The organism is Dyadobacter sp. NIV53, from assembly GCF_019711195.1.
Lineage (GTDB): Bacteria > Bacteroidota > Bacteroidia > Cytophagales > Spirosomataceae > Dyadobacter.
Genome location: NZ_CP081299.1, coordinates 2,528,154 through 2,546,802, shown reverse-complemented (window position 1 = coordinate 2,546,802; position 18,649 = coordinate 2,528,154). Strand labels below are relative to the sequence as shown.

Genomic DNA, 18,649 nt, shown 5'->3' with positions numbered 1-18,649 from the left:
CACGGGAAGGTGAAAGGTTAAAAGGTGAAAGATTAAAAGGTGAAAGGTTAAAAGGTTAAAAGGTGAAAGATTGCTTCCTGACCTGACGGTGTTAACTCGCCGTTGACCAGTAACCATTTAACCCATTAACCTTTTAACCCATTAACCCATTAACCTTTCACCTTTTAACCCTTTTCAATAACTATATCGTATTAGTCCCGGAGCCAGCGAGCAAAGCAAAGGATTGCTCACTTTGGTTATTTGAGTAGATAATCTGCCTTTCTCATCATAAGTTTTTTCTATTAATGCAAGCTGCTCCTTTGTATTGATCAGATACTCACCAATTTGCCGGCGGTTACCAGCAAATTTATGTTCGAAAATGCGGTTTACCTTGTCCTTGCCGTCATACCAGGTTTCGAGACTCAGCACATCATTTTTATAGGCATATTCAACACGATATAATAGATTGTTCTGTCCGTCAGTCCAGCTTTGTCCGAGTTTTTTGCCATTTTTGAACTCATACTTTATTTGTCCTGTAAGTACTTTTTGCCCTGAATTGTACACGTACAGGTATGTCTTTTCCAGACTTACAACACCATTTATATACTCATATTCAGATTCATTGCCTGGAAGCCAATCAGACGCAGGGCTATTTTTGCTGTACATTATTTTTCTTATCAGCACTCCGTTATTATTGTATAAATGGTCAGTATAGGATTGTAATTCCAGCTTTCCGGAAACCGTTCGTGATTTAAGCTCCATTTTGGTCAGTTTACCTGCGGCATTATAAATGTAATTTTCTTCACCAGAAATTTCGGTGCAATTCCCATCATAGCAATACGTCTTTTTTAGAAGCGGAGCATCATCATTGTAAGCAATAAGATCAGGCTCAGAACTGAATTCGGTAGCCGGATCGCCGGGTTGGCAGGCCAGCCATAAGGGAGCAAAAAGTAGAAAACGTAATTTTTTGAGCATGGCGATAGGGATTAGTTTCCCAAATTAGACACTTCTAAAATTTAAATGGTTGGAAGATCAGACAGGATTTTTCCCTTTTTATTTCGAAATGATTTATATTACCATTTTAAACTTTGCAGCATGTATCTCGAGTCAGACCGATTAATTTATAACAAATTTGATAACAGCCACTTCCCTGACTATACGAGGCTGGTTTCTCAGGAAGAGGTGATGAAGCATATTACCGGAAAAGGGCTAACTGTTAATGAAGCACAAATTAGATTTCAGGTAGCGCTGGATGCAGATCAAAACCGGGAAGATATGGGTTTTTTGGCGGTGACAGAAAAGGCAACGGGTGCATTCATTGGATTGGCGAAAATTGTTCCTTTTGAAAATGGTATGACCGAAATCGGTTATGCGTTGCTTCCGGAATTCTGGAATAAAGGTTATGCTTCAGAAATAACAAAACGATTGATTGTATACGCAAAAGAACTGGGCAATATCAGTGAACTGATTGGCGTAGTAGATCCTGGAAATCATCCTTCTATCCACGTACTTACAAAGCAGGATTTTGTATTTTACCGAGAGGTAATCAACGACAAGAACTTTGCCAGGATGGATTATATATTGAAGCTGTAACCTCAAACAGCTTATTAGAATCCCCGCAATATTAAAGCCTGGTTTTAATATTGCGGGGATTTAATGTACTTATCAACTGAATTTTTGAGTGTCCGTCAACGTGTTTTGCTGTTCGTAAATGAACACTTTTTCAAGGTAACTAATAGTCAATTGTTTGAAAAGCAAACATATAAACAGCAGGCATAAGTTTTGTTGTTTGGGGCGAAGCCATATTCATAATATAACGAAAGCCGAAAGCCAATTGCTGACAGCCTTAAAAACAGCCATGTTAAAAAACTATCTTAAAATTGCATTTCGTAACCTTTGGAAACACAAGGTTTTTTCATTTATCAACATCATGGGGCTGACGGTCGGAATGTCGGCCTGTTTCCTGATATTTTTATATGTCAATTTCGAATTGAGCTACGACGCGTTTAATACCAAAGCAGACCGGATTTACAGATTGGTAACAGATATTAAAACACCATCTGAAACTATGAATACAGGCTCGACTTCCTGGGCATTTGCTCCAAATATTAAAACTGATTTTCCCGAAGTAGAAGCATTCGTCCGCATAAATGGAGGCAGTTTTTTGGTGAGAAAGGGCGATCTTAAATTTCAGGAAGAAAAATCAGTATTTGCAGATTCAACCTTGTTCAGCGTTTTTGATTTTAAGCTGATAAAGGGTAATCCTAAAACTGCGTTAAAAGATCAGCTAAGCCTTGTATTTACAGAAACGGCAGCAAAAAAATATTTTGGTGACACAGATCCAATTGGTCAGACGTTACTTTTATCAGGTGAAGGTTTGCCTGCAATTGTGACGGGCGTCATGAAAGATATACCTGAAAATGCACAGTTTAAGGGTGATATGTTCATTTCCATGTCAACGCTTACCCAAAGATTTAACAAAGGAATTGATGACCAATGGGGGAATTTCGGTGCCACAACTTATCTTCTTTTAAAGCCCGGAACCACCGGAAGTGCTCTCGAAAAGAAATTTCCTGCATTCTTGAAAAATCGTGCTGGCAAGTTAATGAGCGAATTGAACATGCATTACATGCTGTTTCTTGAACCGTTAAGAGACGTTCACTTGCTGTCCACAAGAGGTTCGGATGATAGCGGAAGCATGAATAACGTATATGTATTCTCCGTTGTTGCTATTTTTATCCTGCTTATCGCCTGTATCAATTTTGTCAACCTGACCACCGCCCGTTCCGTTGAAAGAGCGAAGGAAGTTGGTATCCGCAAAGTAGTAGGTGCACCCAAAGCACTCCTGGCCCGACAATTTATCAGTGAATCCATCTTGTTGTGTCTTATTGCGTTCGTTTTTACCATTGTACTTTCGGCTGTTTTAATTCCCTTATTCAATAATTTGTCGGGAAAAATCATCAGCACCGGAATTTTTAGCAATCTGCCATTTGTAGGAGGCATGTTCGTTGCAGCGATCATTATCGGCGTTCTGGCTGGTTTTTATCCGGCGCTGGTACTATCTTCATTTGAACCCGTGGTGGTTTTGAAAGGCCGGTTTACTACGAGTGTAAAAGGAATTTTATTACGTAAAGGATTGGTAACCTTGCAGTTTGGTATTTCTATTGCGTTAATCATTGCTACCATTGTTGTTTTTACACAAATGAATTTTATGCGAAACCGGAATCTGGGTTTTAGCAAGGATCAGATGATGATCGTTAATTCGGAAGGTGATCCCAAGCGTAATGCGTTCAAAGAATCATTGGCAGGGTTAAGTGGAGTAAAATCAACGGCGGCATCATCCAGTGTTCCTGGTAGTGGCAACCCAAGCGCTTATTCAGAAATAGAAAATAAAAGTGGCGATTTGCAGATAGCCAATCTGGATCTGTATTTCGTTGACTTTGATTATATTCCTCAGTTCAAACTTAAAATAGTGGCCGGTCGGGCGTTTTCCCGGGAATTTGGTACCGATACTACCCAGGCTATGGTTATTAATGAAGCGGCTGTCAAGCTTTTTGGTTACAGTTCTCCGGAACAGGCGATTGGACGGCGATTTAAACAGTGGGGACGTGAAGGAAAAATTGTTGGTGTGATCAAAGATTTTCATTTCCGTGCTTTGCAGGAAAAAATAAAACCACTTACCATGCGCATTGAACCGGGAGGAAGTGATCTGGTCTCAGTTAAAATCGATGGCGGAAATATCAAAGAAACCATCGCAGCCGTTGAAAGTAAATGGAAATCAGCCATGCCGGACCGTCCTTTCAGTTACTATTTTATGGATGAATTTTTTGACCGCCAATACCGCAGCGAAGAACGGTTTGAAAAGCTATTTTTCAACTTCGCAATCCTGGCTATTTTCATTTCCTGTCTGGGATTACTGGGGCTGGCATCTTACAGTACCATGCAACGCACAAAAGAAATAGGCGTACGGAAAGTCATGGGCGCCTCCATTGGAAGTATTGTCAGACTTTTATCCAAAGATTTTCTGAAACTGGTTTTAATATCATTTGTCATTGCATCACCAATCGCTTATTACGGCATGTATCAGTGGCTGCAAAACTTTGCTTACCGGACAGAAATTCATTGGTGGATATTTCTTGCCGCTGCTGTACTATCGACTTTTATAGCCTTTGCCACAGTGAGTTTTCAAAGTATACGTGCAGCATTGATGAACCCGGTGAAGAGTTTGAGGAGTGAATAGAGGCCACAGTTGTAGTATTTAATATAATAGACATTGGATTGGGTTATAAGAAGATTAAAGATATTTGACTTTAATCTATTCTTATAACTCCCTGGTCGTTCAAATACTTCCAGACAGAATTGATATTACAAACCCTGACATTTGATTTTATCCAGTAATCCTCTGCTTGCGGCGTGACTATGAGATTAATTTTGGCTCCCAGATCTTCAACAGATACGGTATTTCCTCTGTTGAAACCGGGACTATTTGAATATTTTATTTCAATGGCTACTTTTACTTCACCATTTTTAACCAATACCAAATCCATTTCAGCCTGATCTTTGGTACGGTAAAAGTATGATTCAACGTTATGTTCAAGACTGGCAATTATCTGTTGAATGACATATCCTTCCCACGAATTTCGCAACGAAATGTTCCCCGATAATCCTTCCAAATCAGTAATTCCGATTAGAAAATGAAATAATCCTGAATCACGGATAAATATTTTCGGTGATTTAATCAGCCGTTTACTGATGTTAACAAAATAGGGTTCAAGTCTCCTAACTAAAAAAGCCCGTTCCAGAAAGTTAATATGATTTTTTAATGTGGGCATCGTAATGTCCAGCGAATTAGCCAAATCGGAATAATTTAATAAACCGCCATGTACATTAGTTAGCATCCTCAACAGATTTCGCATCATTTCGGGTGAAGCAGTCATACCGAGATTGACCAAATCTCTTTCAATATAAGTTTGCAAAAAACCACGCATCCAAAGTTCTGACATTCGCTCCGTAGGAGCCAGTAATGCATCTGGAAACCCTCCCCGAATCCAATGCTGCTGATAGGTTATATGATTTGGAGAAATTTCACGATAATGTAAAGGCTGTAACTCAAAATACAATATTCTACCAGCTAACGTTTCCGAACTGGCTTTGATCAATTCAGGTGAAGCTGAACCTAACAGAATAAATCTTCCAGGCGTTCTTTTCTTATCAATCATAGAACGCAATAATGGAAAGAGGTCGGGAACTCTTTGTATTTCGTCCAGAATCACAAGTTTATCTTCATGTTCCTGGAAATATAAGTCAGGTTCTCGAAGTTTATCTCTGTCTGCAAAATATTCCAGATCAAGATAAATACTTGGTCTGTTGATTTTTGTCATAATCTGCTTCACAAGCGTTGTTTTTCCAACCTGACGAGGCCCAAGAATTGCAACAGATGGCAAATACGAAAGTGCTTCAATGATCTCTTTTTCAATTGACCGTTCTATCATCGTTATTATAATTAAACAGACAAATTTAAAATTTAATTTTAAATTTGTCTGTTTAATTATAAAGTATAATTTTTTTCATTTCAGGTCCATGTTTAATTATTTTTCATCTTTTACACAACTTCCTTCGTAAGTTTGGATTTAAGCATAAACTCGTATGTGCTTGGGTAAATTGACTATAAAAAGAATTCTCATTCCAATTCCACCTGCTTCCTCTCCAACTCAACAAAGTCTTCCCTAACCGGCGTAAAACAATCCATAACCTTGCATTCCGTAAATGCTTTGGCAGAATGTGGTGCCCAGGATGGAATAAAGGCCGACATACCTGACGTGAGTAATTGCTTTTCTCCATTGATATTAAATTCCAGTTCCCCTTCCAGTACATGGCACCATTGCTCGTGTACATGGCTGTGTTCGGGTAAAATAGTGCCGTTTTCTATCGTGAACCGGCAGTAAGTTCCCTGTTCGGAATGTGCAATGGTACCCGAAATGCCATCCCAGATCTGTACTATTTTCTTGGTATTATAATTTATAAAAGGCATAGTCTATTTTGATATTAAAACTGAGATTGGAATATTTTTTTCAAAAATACGAAACCCTTCCCAGGAACATTTGGTGAAAGTTTTAAAACCTGTTCTCTCCGTTCTATACCGAACAAACAGTGTCCGATAGCGAACACTGTTTGTTCGGTATTTTTATTGTAATTAACTCATTATTAAATACTTGATTGTTTTATTTTTCGTGGCTTGCTATTTGAACAGCAAAACCGGGAAACACATTTTTTTCAGCCATGATATGATTAGTAACTATTTTAAAATTGCCTGGAGAAATCTTGTTAAAAACAAGGTTTATTCTTTTATCAATATTGCCGGGCTGGCTGCGGGTTTGGGTGTTGCTACGCTTATCGGGCTTTGGATATATGATGAACTTTCCTTCAATAAATCTTTTGAGAATTACGACCGGATTGCCATTATCAGGCAAAATCAGACTTTCAATAATGTAATCGGAACACAGGCTTCCGTACCCTATCTGATGGGACAGGAGCTTCGTGATAAATTCGGAAGCGACTTTAAACACGTATTGATGTCGTCTGAGGCATATGGTCATATTCTTAGCTTTGGGGACAAGAAAATATCAAAAAACGGCAGCTATTTTGAGCCGGGAGTTACCGACATGTTATCCTTGCACATGATAAAAGGTACGCGTTCCGGACTGAAAGAAATGAATTCCATTATGCTTTCGGAATCAGTTGCCAAAGACCTTTTCGGAAATACCGACCCGATTGATAAACTGATGAAAATCAACAATAAGTTTGATTTAAAGGTAACCGGTGTGTATGCTGATCTGCCCTTTAACTCGGCTTTTAAAAATTTATCTTTTATAGCCCCCTGGGATCTGTATATTAATAATGAAAACTGGCCGGAGAAAAAAACCGATCCGTGGCGCGCTAATATGTTCCTGACTTTTGCCCAGATAGCCGATCATGCGGATATGGACAAGGTTTCGGCTAAAATAAAAAACGTTAAATTAAATAAAGTCAGCAGGGCGGATGCGGAATTCAAACCGGAAATTTTTCTCCAGCCCATGAGTAAATGGCAATTGTATTCTGAATTTAAAAACGGGAAGGTTGCCGGTGGAAATATTGAATTTGTGTGGCTTTTTGGTATTATCGGTGTTTTCGTATTATTGCTCGCCTGTATCAACTTTATGAATTTAAGTACGGCGCGAAGTGAAAAACGTGCTAAAGAAGTTGGTGTCCGCAAAGCCATCGGATCGTTACGCAGCCAGCTGGTTTTGCAGTTTTTCAGTGAATCTTTGCTGGTAACAGGCCTTGCTTTTATTTTGTCTTTATTTTTAGTTTTTATGGCTCTTCCGGTTTTTAATGAAGTAGCTGACAAAAAAATATCATTTCCCTGGCAATCGCCTTTATTCTGGGCTGCCGGTCTTGGTTTTACCATGCTGACCGGAATTATCGCGGGAAGTTATCCTGCTCTTTATCTGTCATCTTTTCAACCCATTAAAGTATTAAAAGGTGCTGGTCTGGCCCGAATTAAACTGGGAGCTTTTGCAGCTGCTCCACGTAAGGTCATGGTGGTAGTCCAGTTTACGATTTCCATTATTCTGATTATTGGTACGATCATAGTTTTTCGCCAGATACAGTTTGCCAAAAATCGCCCGATCGGATACAACCGGGATAACTTGCTTGTTGTAAGCATGAACACGCCAGATATTCACGGGCATTACGAAGCCATCCGAAATGAATTATTGAAAACCGGGGCTGTAACAGAAATGTCACAATCGTCTAATCCTACAACTTATATAGCTGCCATTAACAACGGTTATGAATGGGACGGAAAAGATCCGGGTATTCAGGGAAACTTTGCAACAATGGCTGTTTCACATGATTTTGGTAAAACGGTAGGCTGGCAATTTAAGGAAGGCCGTGATTTTTCAAGATCTTTTTCAACGGACTCTTCCGGTGTGGTCCTGAATGAAACGGCTGCGAAATTTATGGGCCTGAAAAACCCGGTTGGAGCAACTATTAAAGCCGACGGGAAACCTTACAAAGTGATCGGGGTCATTAAGGATATGATCATGGAATCGCCTTATAAACCAACTTTCCGTACTGTTTTCTTCCTGGATTATAACTGGGCGAATGTTTTTAACATTAAAATAAATCCGCAGTCAGGTTCAGCAGAAGCATTAGGCAGGATTGAATCGGTCTTCAAAAAATTCAATCCTTCGGCACCGTTTGAGTACAAGTTTACCGATGAGCAGTATGCAAGGAAATTTGGTGAAGAAGAACGGATTGGTAAGCTGACTTCCTTTTTTGCGGTTCTGGCTATTTTTATCAGCTGTTTGGGATTATTCGGAATGGCCTCATTTGTGGCTGAGCAAAGGACAAAAGAAATTGGTATCCGCAAAGTGTTAGGCGCGTCCATTGCCAGTTTATGGGGAATGCTTTCGCAGGAATTTGTAGTGCTGGTAATTGTTTCATGTTTCATTGCCGCACCCGTTTCCTGGTATTTTATGAATGGCTGGTTGCAGAAATACGATTACCGGACTGACATTTCGTGGTGGATCTTTATTCTGTCGGGGCTTGGTGCCTTATTCGTCACAATCCTGACCGTGAGTTTCCAGGCCATCAAAGCAGCATTGATGAATCCGGTGAAAAGCTTGCGCAGTGAGTAAGAATGGGGTTAAAAGGTTAACGGTTAAAGGGAAATGCACACCATTTAACTGCCTGATGGTTTAATGTTATCTTTTAACCATTAACCCGCTGACCATTTAACCTGTTCACCCTTAACCCTTTTCTTATGTTTCGTAACTATTTCAAAATCGCCTGGCGGAATCTTCTTAAAGAGCGCCAATTTACATTGCTCAACCTGGTTGGTTTATCTACGGGGCTGGCCTGTACTTTACTCATTTATCTTTGGGTGAAGGATGAACTGCATGTAGATAAATATAATAGAAAAGACGATCAGCTTTTTCAGGTGATGGCCAATCATAAAAGTGAAAACGGGATCAAAACGATTAACCACACTGCGGGACTTTTGGCTAATGCCCTGGCTGCCGAAATGCCCGAAGTTGAACATGCCGTAACGGTGGTGCCCGCATCCTGGTTTGGTAACAAAGGAACTGTTTCATTTGATGAAACTCATTTAAAAGCAGATGGCCAGTTTATCGGAAGTGATTACTTTAATGTTTTCACCTGCCCCGTTATTAAAGGTGATACAAAAACGCTGTTTCGGGATAACCAAACTATTGGTATTTCACAGGACCTGGCCCTGAAACTATTTCACAGCACGAACAATGTTATCGGGCAAACGGTAAAATGGGATCACGGAGAATTTACCGGGACTTACAATATAGGACTGGTGTTTGAAAAAAATCCGGCAAATGCTGTCGAGCAATTTGATCTGCTGTTCAATTTTGATCTTTTTGTTGAAAAAAGGCCAAGTATGAAGGCTTGGGGAAACAGCGATCCAAGTACATTTTTAATTCTGAAAAAAGGCACCGAAACCGATCGTTTTAATGCCAAAATCCGCAATTATCTGCACTCCAGAAATAAAGATCTGGATGCACAGTTATTCGCTATCCGTTATTCTGATAAATACCTTCATGGCCAGTTTGAGAATGGTGTACAGGCAGGCGGAAGAATTACTTATGTGAGGCTATTCTCAATTATTGCATTGTTTATCCTAGTGATTGCGTGTATCAATTTCATGAATTTGTCCACTGCCAAAGCATCGGGCAGGATGAAGGAAGTGGGTATTAAAAAAGCGATCGGAGCATATCGCCGGTCGCTTGCAATCCAGTATCTGAGCGAGTCGGTGATGATGGCGTTTTTGTCACTAGTCTTTGCCATATTATTGTTACTTATCCTGCTTCCACAATTTAATAACATTACTGGAAAACATATCAGTCTGGCACTTGATATCAAAGCGACCGTATCAGTTTTGGCGATCACCTTTGTAACCGGACTTATAGCAGGCAGTTATCCGGCCTTTTATCTTTCTGGGTTTAATACTATATCTGCATTGAAAGGTTCGCTTAAAACGTCTGTCAGTGAGATTTTTGTCAGAAAAGGATTGGTAGTATTTCAATTTGCAGTTTCTGTGACATTCATAGTTTCTGTTCTGGTGGTGTACAAACAAATCAGGTACATCCAGTCAAAAAACCTGGGTTATAATCGCGAGAATATTATTCATTTCGAGATTCCTATGCAAATGGATTCAGTTAGTTTAAAATCTTCTGAAGCATTTCTGAATGAAGTGAAAAACTTGCCAGGCGTAGTAAATGCATCCAGCTATTATCACAATCTTACCGGTGAGCACGGTTCTATTTCCGGATTTGAATGGCCCGGAAAACCACCCGGAAGAGATATAGATTTCGCCAATCTGGAAGTAGGTTACAATTTTATTGAGACAGTCGGAATGACATTTAAAGAAGGCCGCGGTTTTTCTAATAATGCAAATGCCGGAAATGAGATCGTATTTAATGAATCGGCCATAAAAAAAATGGGACTGAAAGATCCGATCGGGAAAACAGTGAAATTCTGGGACCAACAGCGGCAGATTGTGGGCGTTGTAAAGGATTTTAATTTTGAATCACTCTATGAACAAGTGAAGCCCTGCTTCTTCCAGGTATATCCGGTCATGCCCAATATTATGGTCAAACTTCAAAAAGGGGCTGAAAGTCAGGCTATTCCGCAAATTGAAAAAACGTTTCAGGCCTATAATAAAGGAAACGTTTTTGAATATCAGTTTTTAGACGAGAATTATAAAGCACTCTATGCATCCGAACGCCGGATCAGTGTTTTGTCAGGATACTTTGCCGGCCTTGCCATACTTATCTCATGCCTCGGACTATTTGGGTTGGCTGCATTTACGGCCCAGAGAAGAAGAAAGGAAATTGGTATCCGTAAAGTCGTGGGAGCAACAATTGGAAATATTGCAGTATTGTTATCCACAGATTTTCTCAAGCTGGTATTAATCGCCATGGTCATTGCCTTTCCATTGATAGGCTGGGCTATGGACCAGTGGCTACACGAATTTGCATTCCGGGTCGATGTCGGATTAAGCGTATTTATTATTTCAGGGATTGCAATTACACTGCTTACATTAATTACAGTAGGATATCAGGCAATAAAAGCTGCACTTCTTGACCCGGTAAAAACTTTGAAAACGGAATGAAAAGGGCCGGGCCGCCGATGCGGTTAACGGTTAACGGCTAAAAGGTTAAAAGCCGAATCGTTAACAGTTAACCTTTAACCTTTTAACCTATTCTTGTTATGTTAAAAAACTACATAAAAATAGCGGTCAGAAACATCTGGAGAAAAAAAGCCTTTACGATGATCAACATTGTCGGCTTAGGCGTTGGACTGGCTACTTGTATGCTCATTATGCTTTTTGTGCGGCATGAATTGAGTTATGACAAATTCAATAAAAATGCCAGCCGGATCTTCCGCATAACATTTCATGGAAGAATTGGCGGCAAGGAAATTAATATTGCAGGAGCCCCTGCACCTGCTGGTCCCGCCATAGCGAACGACTATCCTGGCGTGGAAGCGTACACCCGGATATCGCAGGAAGGTTCCTATGTGGTAAAGAATGGGCAGGAAAAATTTAAGGAAGACAGGGTGGTATTCGCTGATTCAAATTTTCTTAGAATTTTTTCGATACCATTGTTAAAAGGTGATCCAAAAACAGCGCTTACAGAACCAAATACGCTGGTACTTACGGAAAGCATGGCACGGAAATATTTCGGAGCCGCTGATCCGGTTGGCAAAAGCCTTGAGATGGGAACGCGCGGCTTGTTCCGAATCACCGGTGTTTGTGGGGATATCCCCTCAAATTCGCATTTTCATTACGATTTTTTTGTATCTCTAAAATCAAAAAAACTTGGAGAAAAATGGCTGTCCAGCGGAGCACATACGTATATTTTACTTCGGGAAGGATATCCTGTTGAAAAACTGGCTGCTCAAAACCAACAAATAATAAGGAAATACATTGGCCCTGAGATTCAGGAGTTTTTAGGAATAAGCCTGGAGGAATATTTGCGAAAAGGAGATTCGTTCGGTTTGAAATTTCAGCCTCTTACCGATATTCATTTACGTTCCAATCTGGAAAATGAACTGGAATCAAATGGTGATGTGAAATATGTCTATGTATTCTCAGTAATCGCTCTTTTTATATTGCTGATTGCCTGTATCAATTTTATGAACCTCTCCACAGCCGGATCGGCCAACCGCGCAAAAGAAGTTGGCGTCCGTAAAGTGCTAGGTTCGTTACAACAGCAATTAATCCGTCAGTTTTTGGCAGAATCCGTATTGTTAACCTTCCTGGCCCTCACCGTGGCTTGTGCTATTGTGTTGTTGGTTTTGCCGGGCTTCAATGAATTGGCAGGCAAACAGTTTGATATCCGGGCGGTCTTCAATTTTAAAATGATCTCGTACACCATCGTGGGTTGCCTGCTGATTGGACTGGCGGCGGGCAGTTATCCTGCCTTTTTTCTATCTTCTTTTAAGCCAATCAGTATGCTTAAAGGCAGTTTGCAAATCGGGATGAAAAGCGGTTGGTTGAGGAATTCCTTAGTTACGGTTCAATTTGTGGTCTCAATTGGAATGATTATCTCAACGATTATCGTGTCTCAGCAACTCAGGTTTATCCAAAATAAAAAAGTAGGTTTTGATAAAGACAAAGTTATTATTCTGCACGACACCTATATAATTGGAGACAAGCTAAATGCTTTTAAGGAAGAAATCGAAAAGATGTCACAAGTAAATGCGACAAGTTTTGCGGGTTACATGCCGGCAGGCAGTTCGAATAGTGGTAATGACGGTTTCAAAGCTGAAAGTATTCCTGATCAAGTGAGCCCATTTCGATTGAGAACATACAGTATCGATGAAAATTATCTTTCCACTTTGGGTATAGCGCTATCGTTGGGGAGGAATTTTTCAAAAACCTTTTCGTCTGACAGTGCAGCTGTACTTGTAAACGAAGCAGCAGTGAAGCAGTTTGGCTGGAAAAAACCGATCGGGCAACGAATATCTACTATTGGTAACGGAAGTGAAGGCAGCAAACGTACGTATACGGTAGTTGGTGTTACAAAAGACTTTCACTTCGAATCCATGCACCAGCATATTGCTCCATTGATCATGTATTATGGAGGCGATCGCTACCAAATTGCCCTGCGAATAACGTCCAGTGACATTCCGGATTTCCTCAAAACCCTTGGGGAAAAATGGAAAGCGCAAACCGATATCCCTTTTTCTTATTCATTTCTCGACGAACGTTTTAACAAAATGTACGAATCCGAAAAGCGCATTGGAGAACTGTTTGGCATATTCGCAAGTCTAGGCGTAATGATTGCCTGTTTGGGGTTGTTTGGTCTGGCGACTTTCACTACCATTCAAAGAACCAAGGAAATTGGTGTTCGTAAAGTGTTGGGCGCTTCGGTCATGAGCATTGTGGCTTTGCTATCACAGGATTTCTTAAAATTGATAATCGTCGCCATAGTCATAGCCACACCAATTGCATGGTACGGAATGGACCAATGGCTGAAAGACTTTGCTTACAAGATTCACATTCAGTGGTGGATATTTGCCCTGGCTGGTTTATTAGCAGTTGGGATCGCGCTGTTAACAGTCAGTTTTCAAAGCATAAAAGCCGCATTAATGAACCCGGTAAAAAGTTTACGAAGCGAGTAGGGGCTGGGCTCGTCCCCGCCCTTTACAATCCAAATCAAAAAGCATTTTTTTGTTAATTCAAATCACAGCTGGCCATGTTAAAAAACTATCTCAAAATCGCCTTCCGGAACCTTGTGAAAAACAAGGCATATTCCGCTATTAACATTGGTGGACTTGCGGCTGGAATGGCCATTGCAGTATTGATAGGCCTGTGGATTCATGATGAGTTTGCTTACGACAAATACCATCAGAACTATGGCCGTATAGCCAAGGTAATGCAGACGGTCACGTTTGAAGGTAAGAAGTACCATGGTGAATATATGCCTGCTCCGCTTGGGAATCACCTTCGAACCAATTTTGCAGATGACTTTAAATATGTGGTCATGTCGTCTTTTACAAGTGAACATATTTTGTCATATGGAGAGAATAAATTTACCAAAAAAGGCAATTATTTAAGTCCCGAAGCGCCCGATCTGTTTTCACTAAAAATGCTGGCAGGAACCCGTGCCGGCTTGAAAGATCCGTCCTCCATTATGTTGTCGGAATCTGTTGCACGTGTGCTTTTTGGCCAAGAAAATCCTGTCAATAAAATAGTAAAGCTCGACAATGCCATGGACCTCAAAGTGACCGGCGTTTATGAAGACTTACCTTATAACACGGAATTTCGGGATCTGACTTTTATAGCACCCTGGGAATTGTATGTGTCCAAACAGGAATGGGTGAAAAGGGCAGTGGAAAATGCAGAATGGGACAATAACTCGTGGCAGATACTGGCTCAGATCAATCCCAATGCTGACTTTGGTAAAGTGTCAAAAAAGATCAAAGATATCAAACTGCAACATGCACCAAGTGCAGCGTTTCTGAAACCTGAAATATTCCTGCATCCTATGGATAAATGGCATTTGTATTCGGGTTGGGATTCATCCGGCAACTTTGACGGACGAATCCAGTACGTTTGGCTGTTCGGCATTATTGGCGTATTTGTATTGCTTCTGGCTTCGATCAATTTTATGAACCTGAGTACGGCACGATCAGAAAAACGAGCTAAGGAAGTTGGTATCCGCAAAGCAGTTGGCTCCATGCGCAGACAACTTATTAACCAATTTTTAAGCGAATCATTAATGGTGGTTGCAATAGCATTTGTGCTTGCAATAGTGCTTGTTTTGGTTCTGCTGCCTTTTTTCAATGAACTGGCTGATAAAAAAATGTCATTCCTATGGACAAATCCACTTTTTTGGCTTGCCGGTATTTCGTTTTGTCTTATCACCGGAATTATTTCGGGAAGTTATCCTGCACTCTATTTATCTTCTTTTCAACCGGTAAAGGTGTTAAAGGGTAACGGTTCGTCGCTACGATTTTCGGTTGGCCGTTTTGCAGCTGTTCCGCGAAAAGTGCTGGTTGTTTTGCAGTTTACTGTTTCAGTGACGCTTATTATAGGAACTACCATTGTTTACCGCCAGATACAACATGCCAAAGACAGGCCGATTGGTTACGACCGGAACGGCCTGATCACGGTCAACATCAATACGCCCGAGTTATACAATCAATATAACGTACTGAGGCGAAGTTTGCTGGAAACCGGAGCCGTAGTCGAAATGTCCACATCTTCTACACCACCTACTGCACTCAATTCAAACAACGCAGGATTTCAATGGGAAGGTAAGGACCCCAATTTTAAGGAGAATTTCGGAACCATAGGTGTAAGCCACGATTTTGGAAAAACAGTTGGCTGGCAATTTGCAGGCGGCCGTGACTTTTCCAGGGAATTCTCTACCGATTCGGCTGGAATGGTCATAAATGAAGCTGCTATAAAATATATGGGTTTTAAAAAACCATCTGATATGATCGGCAAGTACATGAAGTGGAGAGACAAAACGTACACTGTCGTGGGTGTAATCAAAGATATGCTGATGGATTCACCTTTTGAGCCTGTTAGGCCGACCGTTTATATGCTTGATTACGGATGGGCAAATGTGATTGATATTAAGCTGAATCCGGCATTTTCCGCACGTCGATCGCTGGATAAAGTAGGCGCTGTTTTTCAGAAGCTGAATCCTGGAAGTCCATTTGATTTCAAATTTTCTGATGAGCAATATGCCGCCAAGTTTGCAACGGAAGAACGCATTGTAAAACTCGCCTCAGTGTTTGCGGTTCTGGCAATCATGATCAGTTGCCTTGGCTTGTTCGGGTTGGCTTCATTCACCGCAGAACAGCGGACCAAAGAGATTGGGATCAGAAAAGTACTGGGTGCTTCCATTCCAAATCTGTGGGCGCTGCTTTCCAAAGACTTTGTGCTTTTGGTAATCGTCTCCTGTCTGGTTTCGATTCCGATAGCCTGGTACTTTCTGAACGGCTGGTTACAAAAGTATCAATACAGAACAGAAATTTCCTGGTGGATTTTTGCAGCATCAGGAGCCGGAGCGTTGTTTATTACATTACTGACAGTGAGTTATCAGGCAATCCGGGCAGCATTAATGAACCCTGTGAAAAGTTTGCGAAGCGAGTAGGGGCCGGGCTAGTCCCCGCCCTTCACCATCCAAGTCAAAAAGCAATTTTTTGTTAATTCAAATCACAGCTAGCCATGCTAAAAAACTATCTAAAAATCGCCTTTCGAAATCTTGTGAAAAGCAAGGGATATTCGCTGATCAATATTGTTGGATTGGCAGTAGGTATGGCTTGCACCGTTCTGATTTTCCTGGTTGTCCGACATGAAACCAGTTATGATTTATCCCAATCAAAAGGGAACCGTATTTATCGGATAGAGCAGGAAAATATCAAGGAAAGCCAAAGTTACCCCGGTACTTACACAGGCATGGCAAATGCTTTACGGACCGATATGCCTGAAGCGGAACTGACAGTTCCTCTTTTAAAAAGAGGCGGCAGTACTTTTTCCGTAGCAGGCAAGGATAAGCGTTTCAAGGAAACGTTTGTATTTACAGATCAAACAGTATTTCAGTTGCTTGACTACCAATGGGTTTCCGGCAGTGAAGATCACTCATTGGCTGAACCAAACACTATTGTTCTCACACGGAATTATGCAATAAAGTATTTTGGTACAACCGATATTGTTGGCAGAACCATCCGGCTTGATAATAAACAGGATCTTTTAATAACCGGTGTTATCGAAAATTATCCTGCCACAACCAGTTTTCCATTTGATCTGCTCGTTTCGATTCCAACAATAAAAAGTATCAATCCGGACTTTGATCTGGACAAATGGAACGGCTTTGATGACAACTTTCAGGTATTTATTTTATTGAAAAATGGCGTTAATCCAAAAAATCTGACCCAGCGTTTTTCTTCAATCGTGGTTAAATACATGGGCAGGGAGGCATTATCGAAAAAACGCTTTTTCCTAAATCAATTATCAGAAATTCATTATTCAGGCAATCTGGGTGGCCGGGCCGCAAATGTAAGTTTACTCAAAACACTTTCATTTATCGGTTTGCTCGTTTTACTGATAGCCTGTTTCAATTTTATAAATCTCAGCACGGCGCAGGCATTCAAGCGTGCAAAAGAAGTAGGAATTCGTAAAGCCATTGGAAGTAGCCGAAAATTGCTTGTCTATCAATTTCTTGCAGAAGCAGGTTTGATTACGATCTTCGGAGTTTTGCTGACTGTTATAATTATAATGATTGCTTTACCTGCCGTTGCATCCACGCTGGTTGTTCCACTCACAACGTCCGATCTGTTGAATTGGCAAACCGCCTTCTTTACAACGGGTCTGGCAGCCATAACAACCATTCTGGCTGGCATTTATCCGGCTTTCCGGTTGTCAGGAATGGCACCGATCCGGGCACTGAAAAGTAATGCACTATCTAACGAAAGGCAGATTTTTTCAATGCGGCAGGGTTTGGTAGTTGTCCAATTTACTGTTTCATTGGTGCTGATCAGCTGTGCTTTGCTTATCAACCGGCAGCTCGCATTTTTTCAAAATGCAGATTTGGGATTTGATAAATCCGCCATCATAACGGTTGGACTTCCTGACAATAAACCGGAAAAGCTGAGTTCACTTCGTCATCAATTGATGGAATCGCCTCAGATAAAAGACGTAAGTTTTTCTTTCAACAGTGCCTCCGCCGAAACCAACTGGATGCAGGGAATTGAATACCGTAAAGGATTGGAAATAACAGAAATAAAAACACAGATGAAAATGGGAGATTCTCATTATCTGAATACTTATGGCATTGAGTTAATAGCTGGAGAAAAATTAAAGGATGCCGATACGCTGAATTTCAAAGTGATTGTTAATGAAGTTTTTCTAAGTCGTGCAGGTATTTTCCGGCCTCAGGATGCCATTGGACAAAGGATACATTTTGGTGATAGTGAGCAATATATAACGATTGTTGGTGTTACTAAAAATTTTAATGTTAATTCCCTGCACCAGAAAATTGATCCGACGCTGATACAAGTTGTACCGAATCACTTCTATCAGGCAGGTATTAAACTGGCAAGTGAAAAACCGACTGCTGAAGCGTTAAAAACCGCTTTATCGCACATCGAAAAAGCATGGACTATCGCCTATCCCAATCAGGTATTTGAATACAGTTTTCTGGATGAAACGCTGGCGGAGGCCTATCAGTCTGAAACGAGAACTGCAAAACTTATTGAAGCATCCACATTTTTAGCCATTTTAATTGCTTGTCTTGGTTTGTACGGACTCGCAACATTTACAGCAGAACAACGTACCAAAGAAATTGGTGTACGCAAAATATTAGGAGCATCCGTGGGAAGTCTTATTGCTTTATTATCAAAGAATTTCCTGAAACTGGTGTTGATTGCTATCGTCATTGCATCACCCATTGCCTGGTATGCCATGAACAAATGGCTGCAAAATTTCGAGTTTAAGATCGAGATCAGATGGTGGATATTTGCCTTTACAGGACTATTAATGGCAACCATCACCCTGATCACCGTCAGTTTCCAAAGTATCAGGGCAGCATTAATGAACCCGGTAAAAAGTTTGCGAAGCGAGTAGGGGCCAGGCTAG

10 protein-coding genes are annotated in these 18,649 nt (G+C 40.8%); 7 read left to right on the top strand and 3 right to left on the bottom strand.

Features of this window, described 5'->3' with window-relative positions:
- Positions 1 to 174: 174 nt before the first annotated feature.
- On the bottom strand, positions 175 to 954 hold the full coding sequence (locus KZC02_RS10225; protein WP_221394015.1) for a hypothetical protein: 780 nt from the start codon (positions 952 to 954) through the stop codon (positions 175 to 177).
- A 120-nt stretch (positions 955 to 1,074) separates the two neighbouring features.
- Here KZC02_RS10225 and KZC02_RS10220 point away from each other — a divergent pair, with 120 nt between their 5' ends.
- Together KZC02_RS10220 and KZC02_RS10215 are read left to right on the top strand one after the other, a co-directional pair.
- Positions 1,075 to 1,572 carry a GNAT family N-acetyltransferase gene (locus KZC02_RS10220; RefSeq protein ID WP_221394014.1) on the top strand — a complete coding sequence of 166 codons (498 nt, stop codon included), beginning with the start codon at positions 1,075 to 1,077 and terminating at the stop codon, positions 1,570 to 1,572.
- Between the two features lie 265 nt (positions 1,573 to 1,837).
- The gene (locus KZC02_RS10215; protein ID WP_221394013.1) at positions 1,838 to 4,219 is read left to right on the top strand and encodes an ABC transporter permease; all 2,382 of its coding nucleotides are present in this window, start codon (positions 1,838 to 1,840) and stop codon (positions 4,217 to 4,219) included.
- A gap of 70 nt (positions 4,220 to 4,289) precedes the next feature.
- On the opposite strand, the gene KZC02_RS10210 is transcribed toward KZC02_RS10215, so the two are convergent.
- Positions 4,290 to 5,471, bottom strand: a complete 1,182-nt coding sequence (locus KZC02_RS10210) for an ATP-binding protein (RefSeq protein ID WP_221394012.1) — start codon at positions 5,469 to 5,471, stop codon at positions 4,290 to 4,292.
- Positions 5,472 to 5,659: 188 nt separating this feature from the next.
- On the bottom strand, positions 5,660 to 6,010 hold the full coding sequence (locus tag KZC02_RS10205) for a cupin domain-containing protein (RefSeq protein WP_221394011.1): 351 nt from the start codon (positions 6,008 to 6,010) through the stop codon (positions 5,660 to 5,662).
- A gap of 253 nt (positions 6,011 to 6,263) precedes the next feature.
- On the opposite strand from KZC02_RS10205, the gene KZC02_RS10200 reads away from it, so the two are divergent.
- The 5 genes from KZC02_RS10200 to KZC02_RS10180 all read left to right on the top strand — a co-directional run bounded on the left by KZC02_RS10200 (position 6,264) and on the right by KZC02_RS10180 (position 18,637).
- Entirely contained in the window at positions 6,264 to 8,660 is a 2,397-nt protein-coding gene (locus tag KZC02_RS10200) for an ABC transporter permease (protein WP_221394010.1), read from the top strand.
- Between the two features lie 125 nt (positions 8,661 to 8,785).
- Positions 8,786 to 11,164: an ABC transporter permease gene (locus KZC02_RS10195; RefSeq protein WP_221394009.1), complete on the top strand. Its 2,379-nt coding sequence runs from the start codon at positions 8,786 to 8,788 to the stop codon at positions 11,162 to 11,164.
- Between the two features lie 98 nt (positions 11,165 to 11,262).
- A complete protein-coding gene (locus tag KZC02_RS10190; RefSeq protein WP_221394008.1) occupies positions 11,263 to 13,680 on the top strand; it encodes an ABC transporter permease in 2,418 nt (805 codons plus the stop codon).
- Between the two features lie 74 nt (positions 13,681 to 13,754).
- Positions 13,755 to 16,166, top strand: coding sequence for an ABC transporter permease (locus KZC02_RS10185; RefSeq protein WP_221394007.1), 2,412 nt, complete (start codon positions 13,755 to 13,757; stop codon positions 16,164 to 16,166).
- 74 nt (positions 16,167 to 16,240) lie between these two features.
- A complete protein-coding gene (locus KZC02_RS10180; RefSeq protein ID WP_221394006.1) occupies positions 16,241 to 18,637 on the top strand; it encodes an ABC transporter permease in 2,397 nt (798 codons plus the stop codon).
- The last annotated feature ends 12 nt before the right edge of the window (positions 18,638 to 18,649 follow it).

What these genes read in the sequence shown, in the direction of transcription:
- KZC02_RS10205 (WP_221394011.1), bottom strand. Translation starts at nt 6,010, where the DNA reads ATGCCTTTTATAAATTATAATACCAAGAAAATAGTACAGATCTGGGAT.
- KZC02_RS10190 (WP_221394008.1), top strand. Translation starts at nt 11,263, where the DNA reads ATGTTAAAAAACTACATAAAAATAGCGGTCAGAAACATCTGGAGAAAA.
- KZC02_RS10185 (WP_221394007.1), top strand. Translation starts at nt 13,755, where the DNA reads ATGTTAAAAAACTATCTCAAAATCGCCTTCCGGAACCTTGTGAAAAAC.
- KZC02_RS10180 (WP_221394006.1), top strand. Translation starts at nt 16,241, where the DNA reads ATGCTAAAAAACTATCTAAAAATCGCCTTTCGAAATCTTGTGAAAAGC.
- KZC02_RS10210 (WP_221394012.1), bottom strand. Translation starts at nt 5,471, where the DNA reads ATGATAGAACGGTCAATTGAAAAAGAGATCATTGAAGCACTTTCGTAT.
- KZC02_RS10195 (WP_221394009.1), top strand. Translation starts at nt 8,786, where the DNA reads ATGTTTCGTAACTATTTCAAAATCGCCTGGCGGAATCTTCTTAAAGAG.
- KZC02_RS10220 (WP_221394014.1), top strand. Translation starts at nt 1,075, where the DNA reads ATGTATCTCGAGTCAGACCGATTAATTTATAACAAATTTGATAACAGC.
- KZC02_RS10225 (WP_221394015.1), bottom strand. Translation starts at nt 954, where the DNA reads ATGCTCAAAAAATTACGTTTTCTACTTTTTGCTCCCTTATGGCTGGCC.
- KZC02_RS10200 (WP_221394010.1), top strand. Translation starts at nt 6,264, where the DNA reads ATGATTAGTAACTATTTTAAAATTGCCTGGAGAAATCTTGTTAAAAAC.
- KZC02_RS10215 (WP_221394013.1), top strand. Translation starts at nt 1,838, where the DNA reads ATGTTAAAAAACTATCTTAAAATTGCATTTCGTAACCTTTGGAAACAC.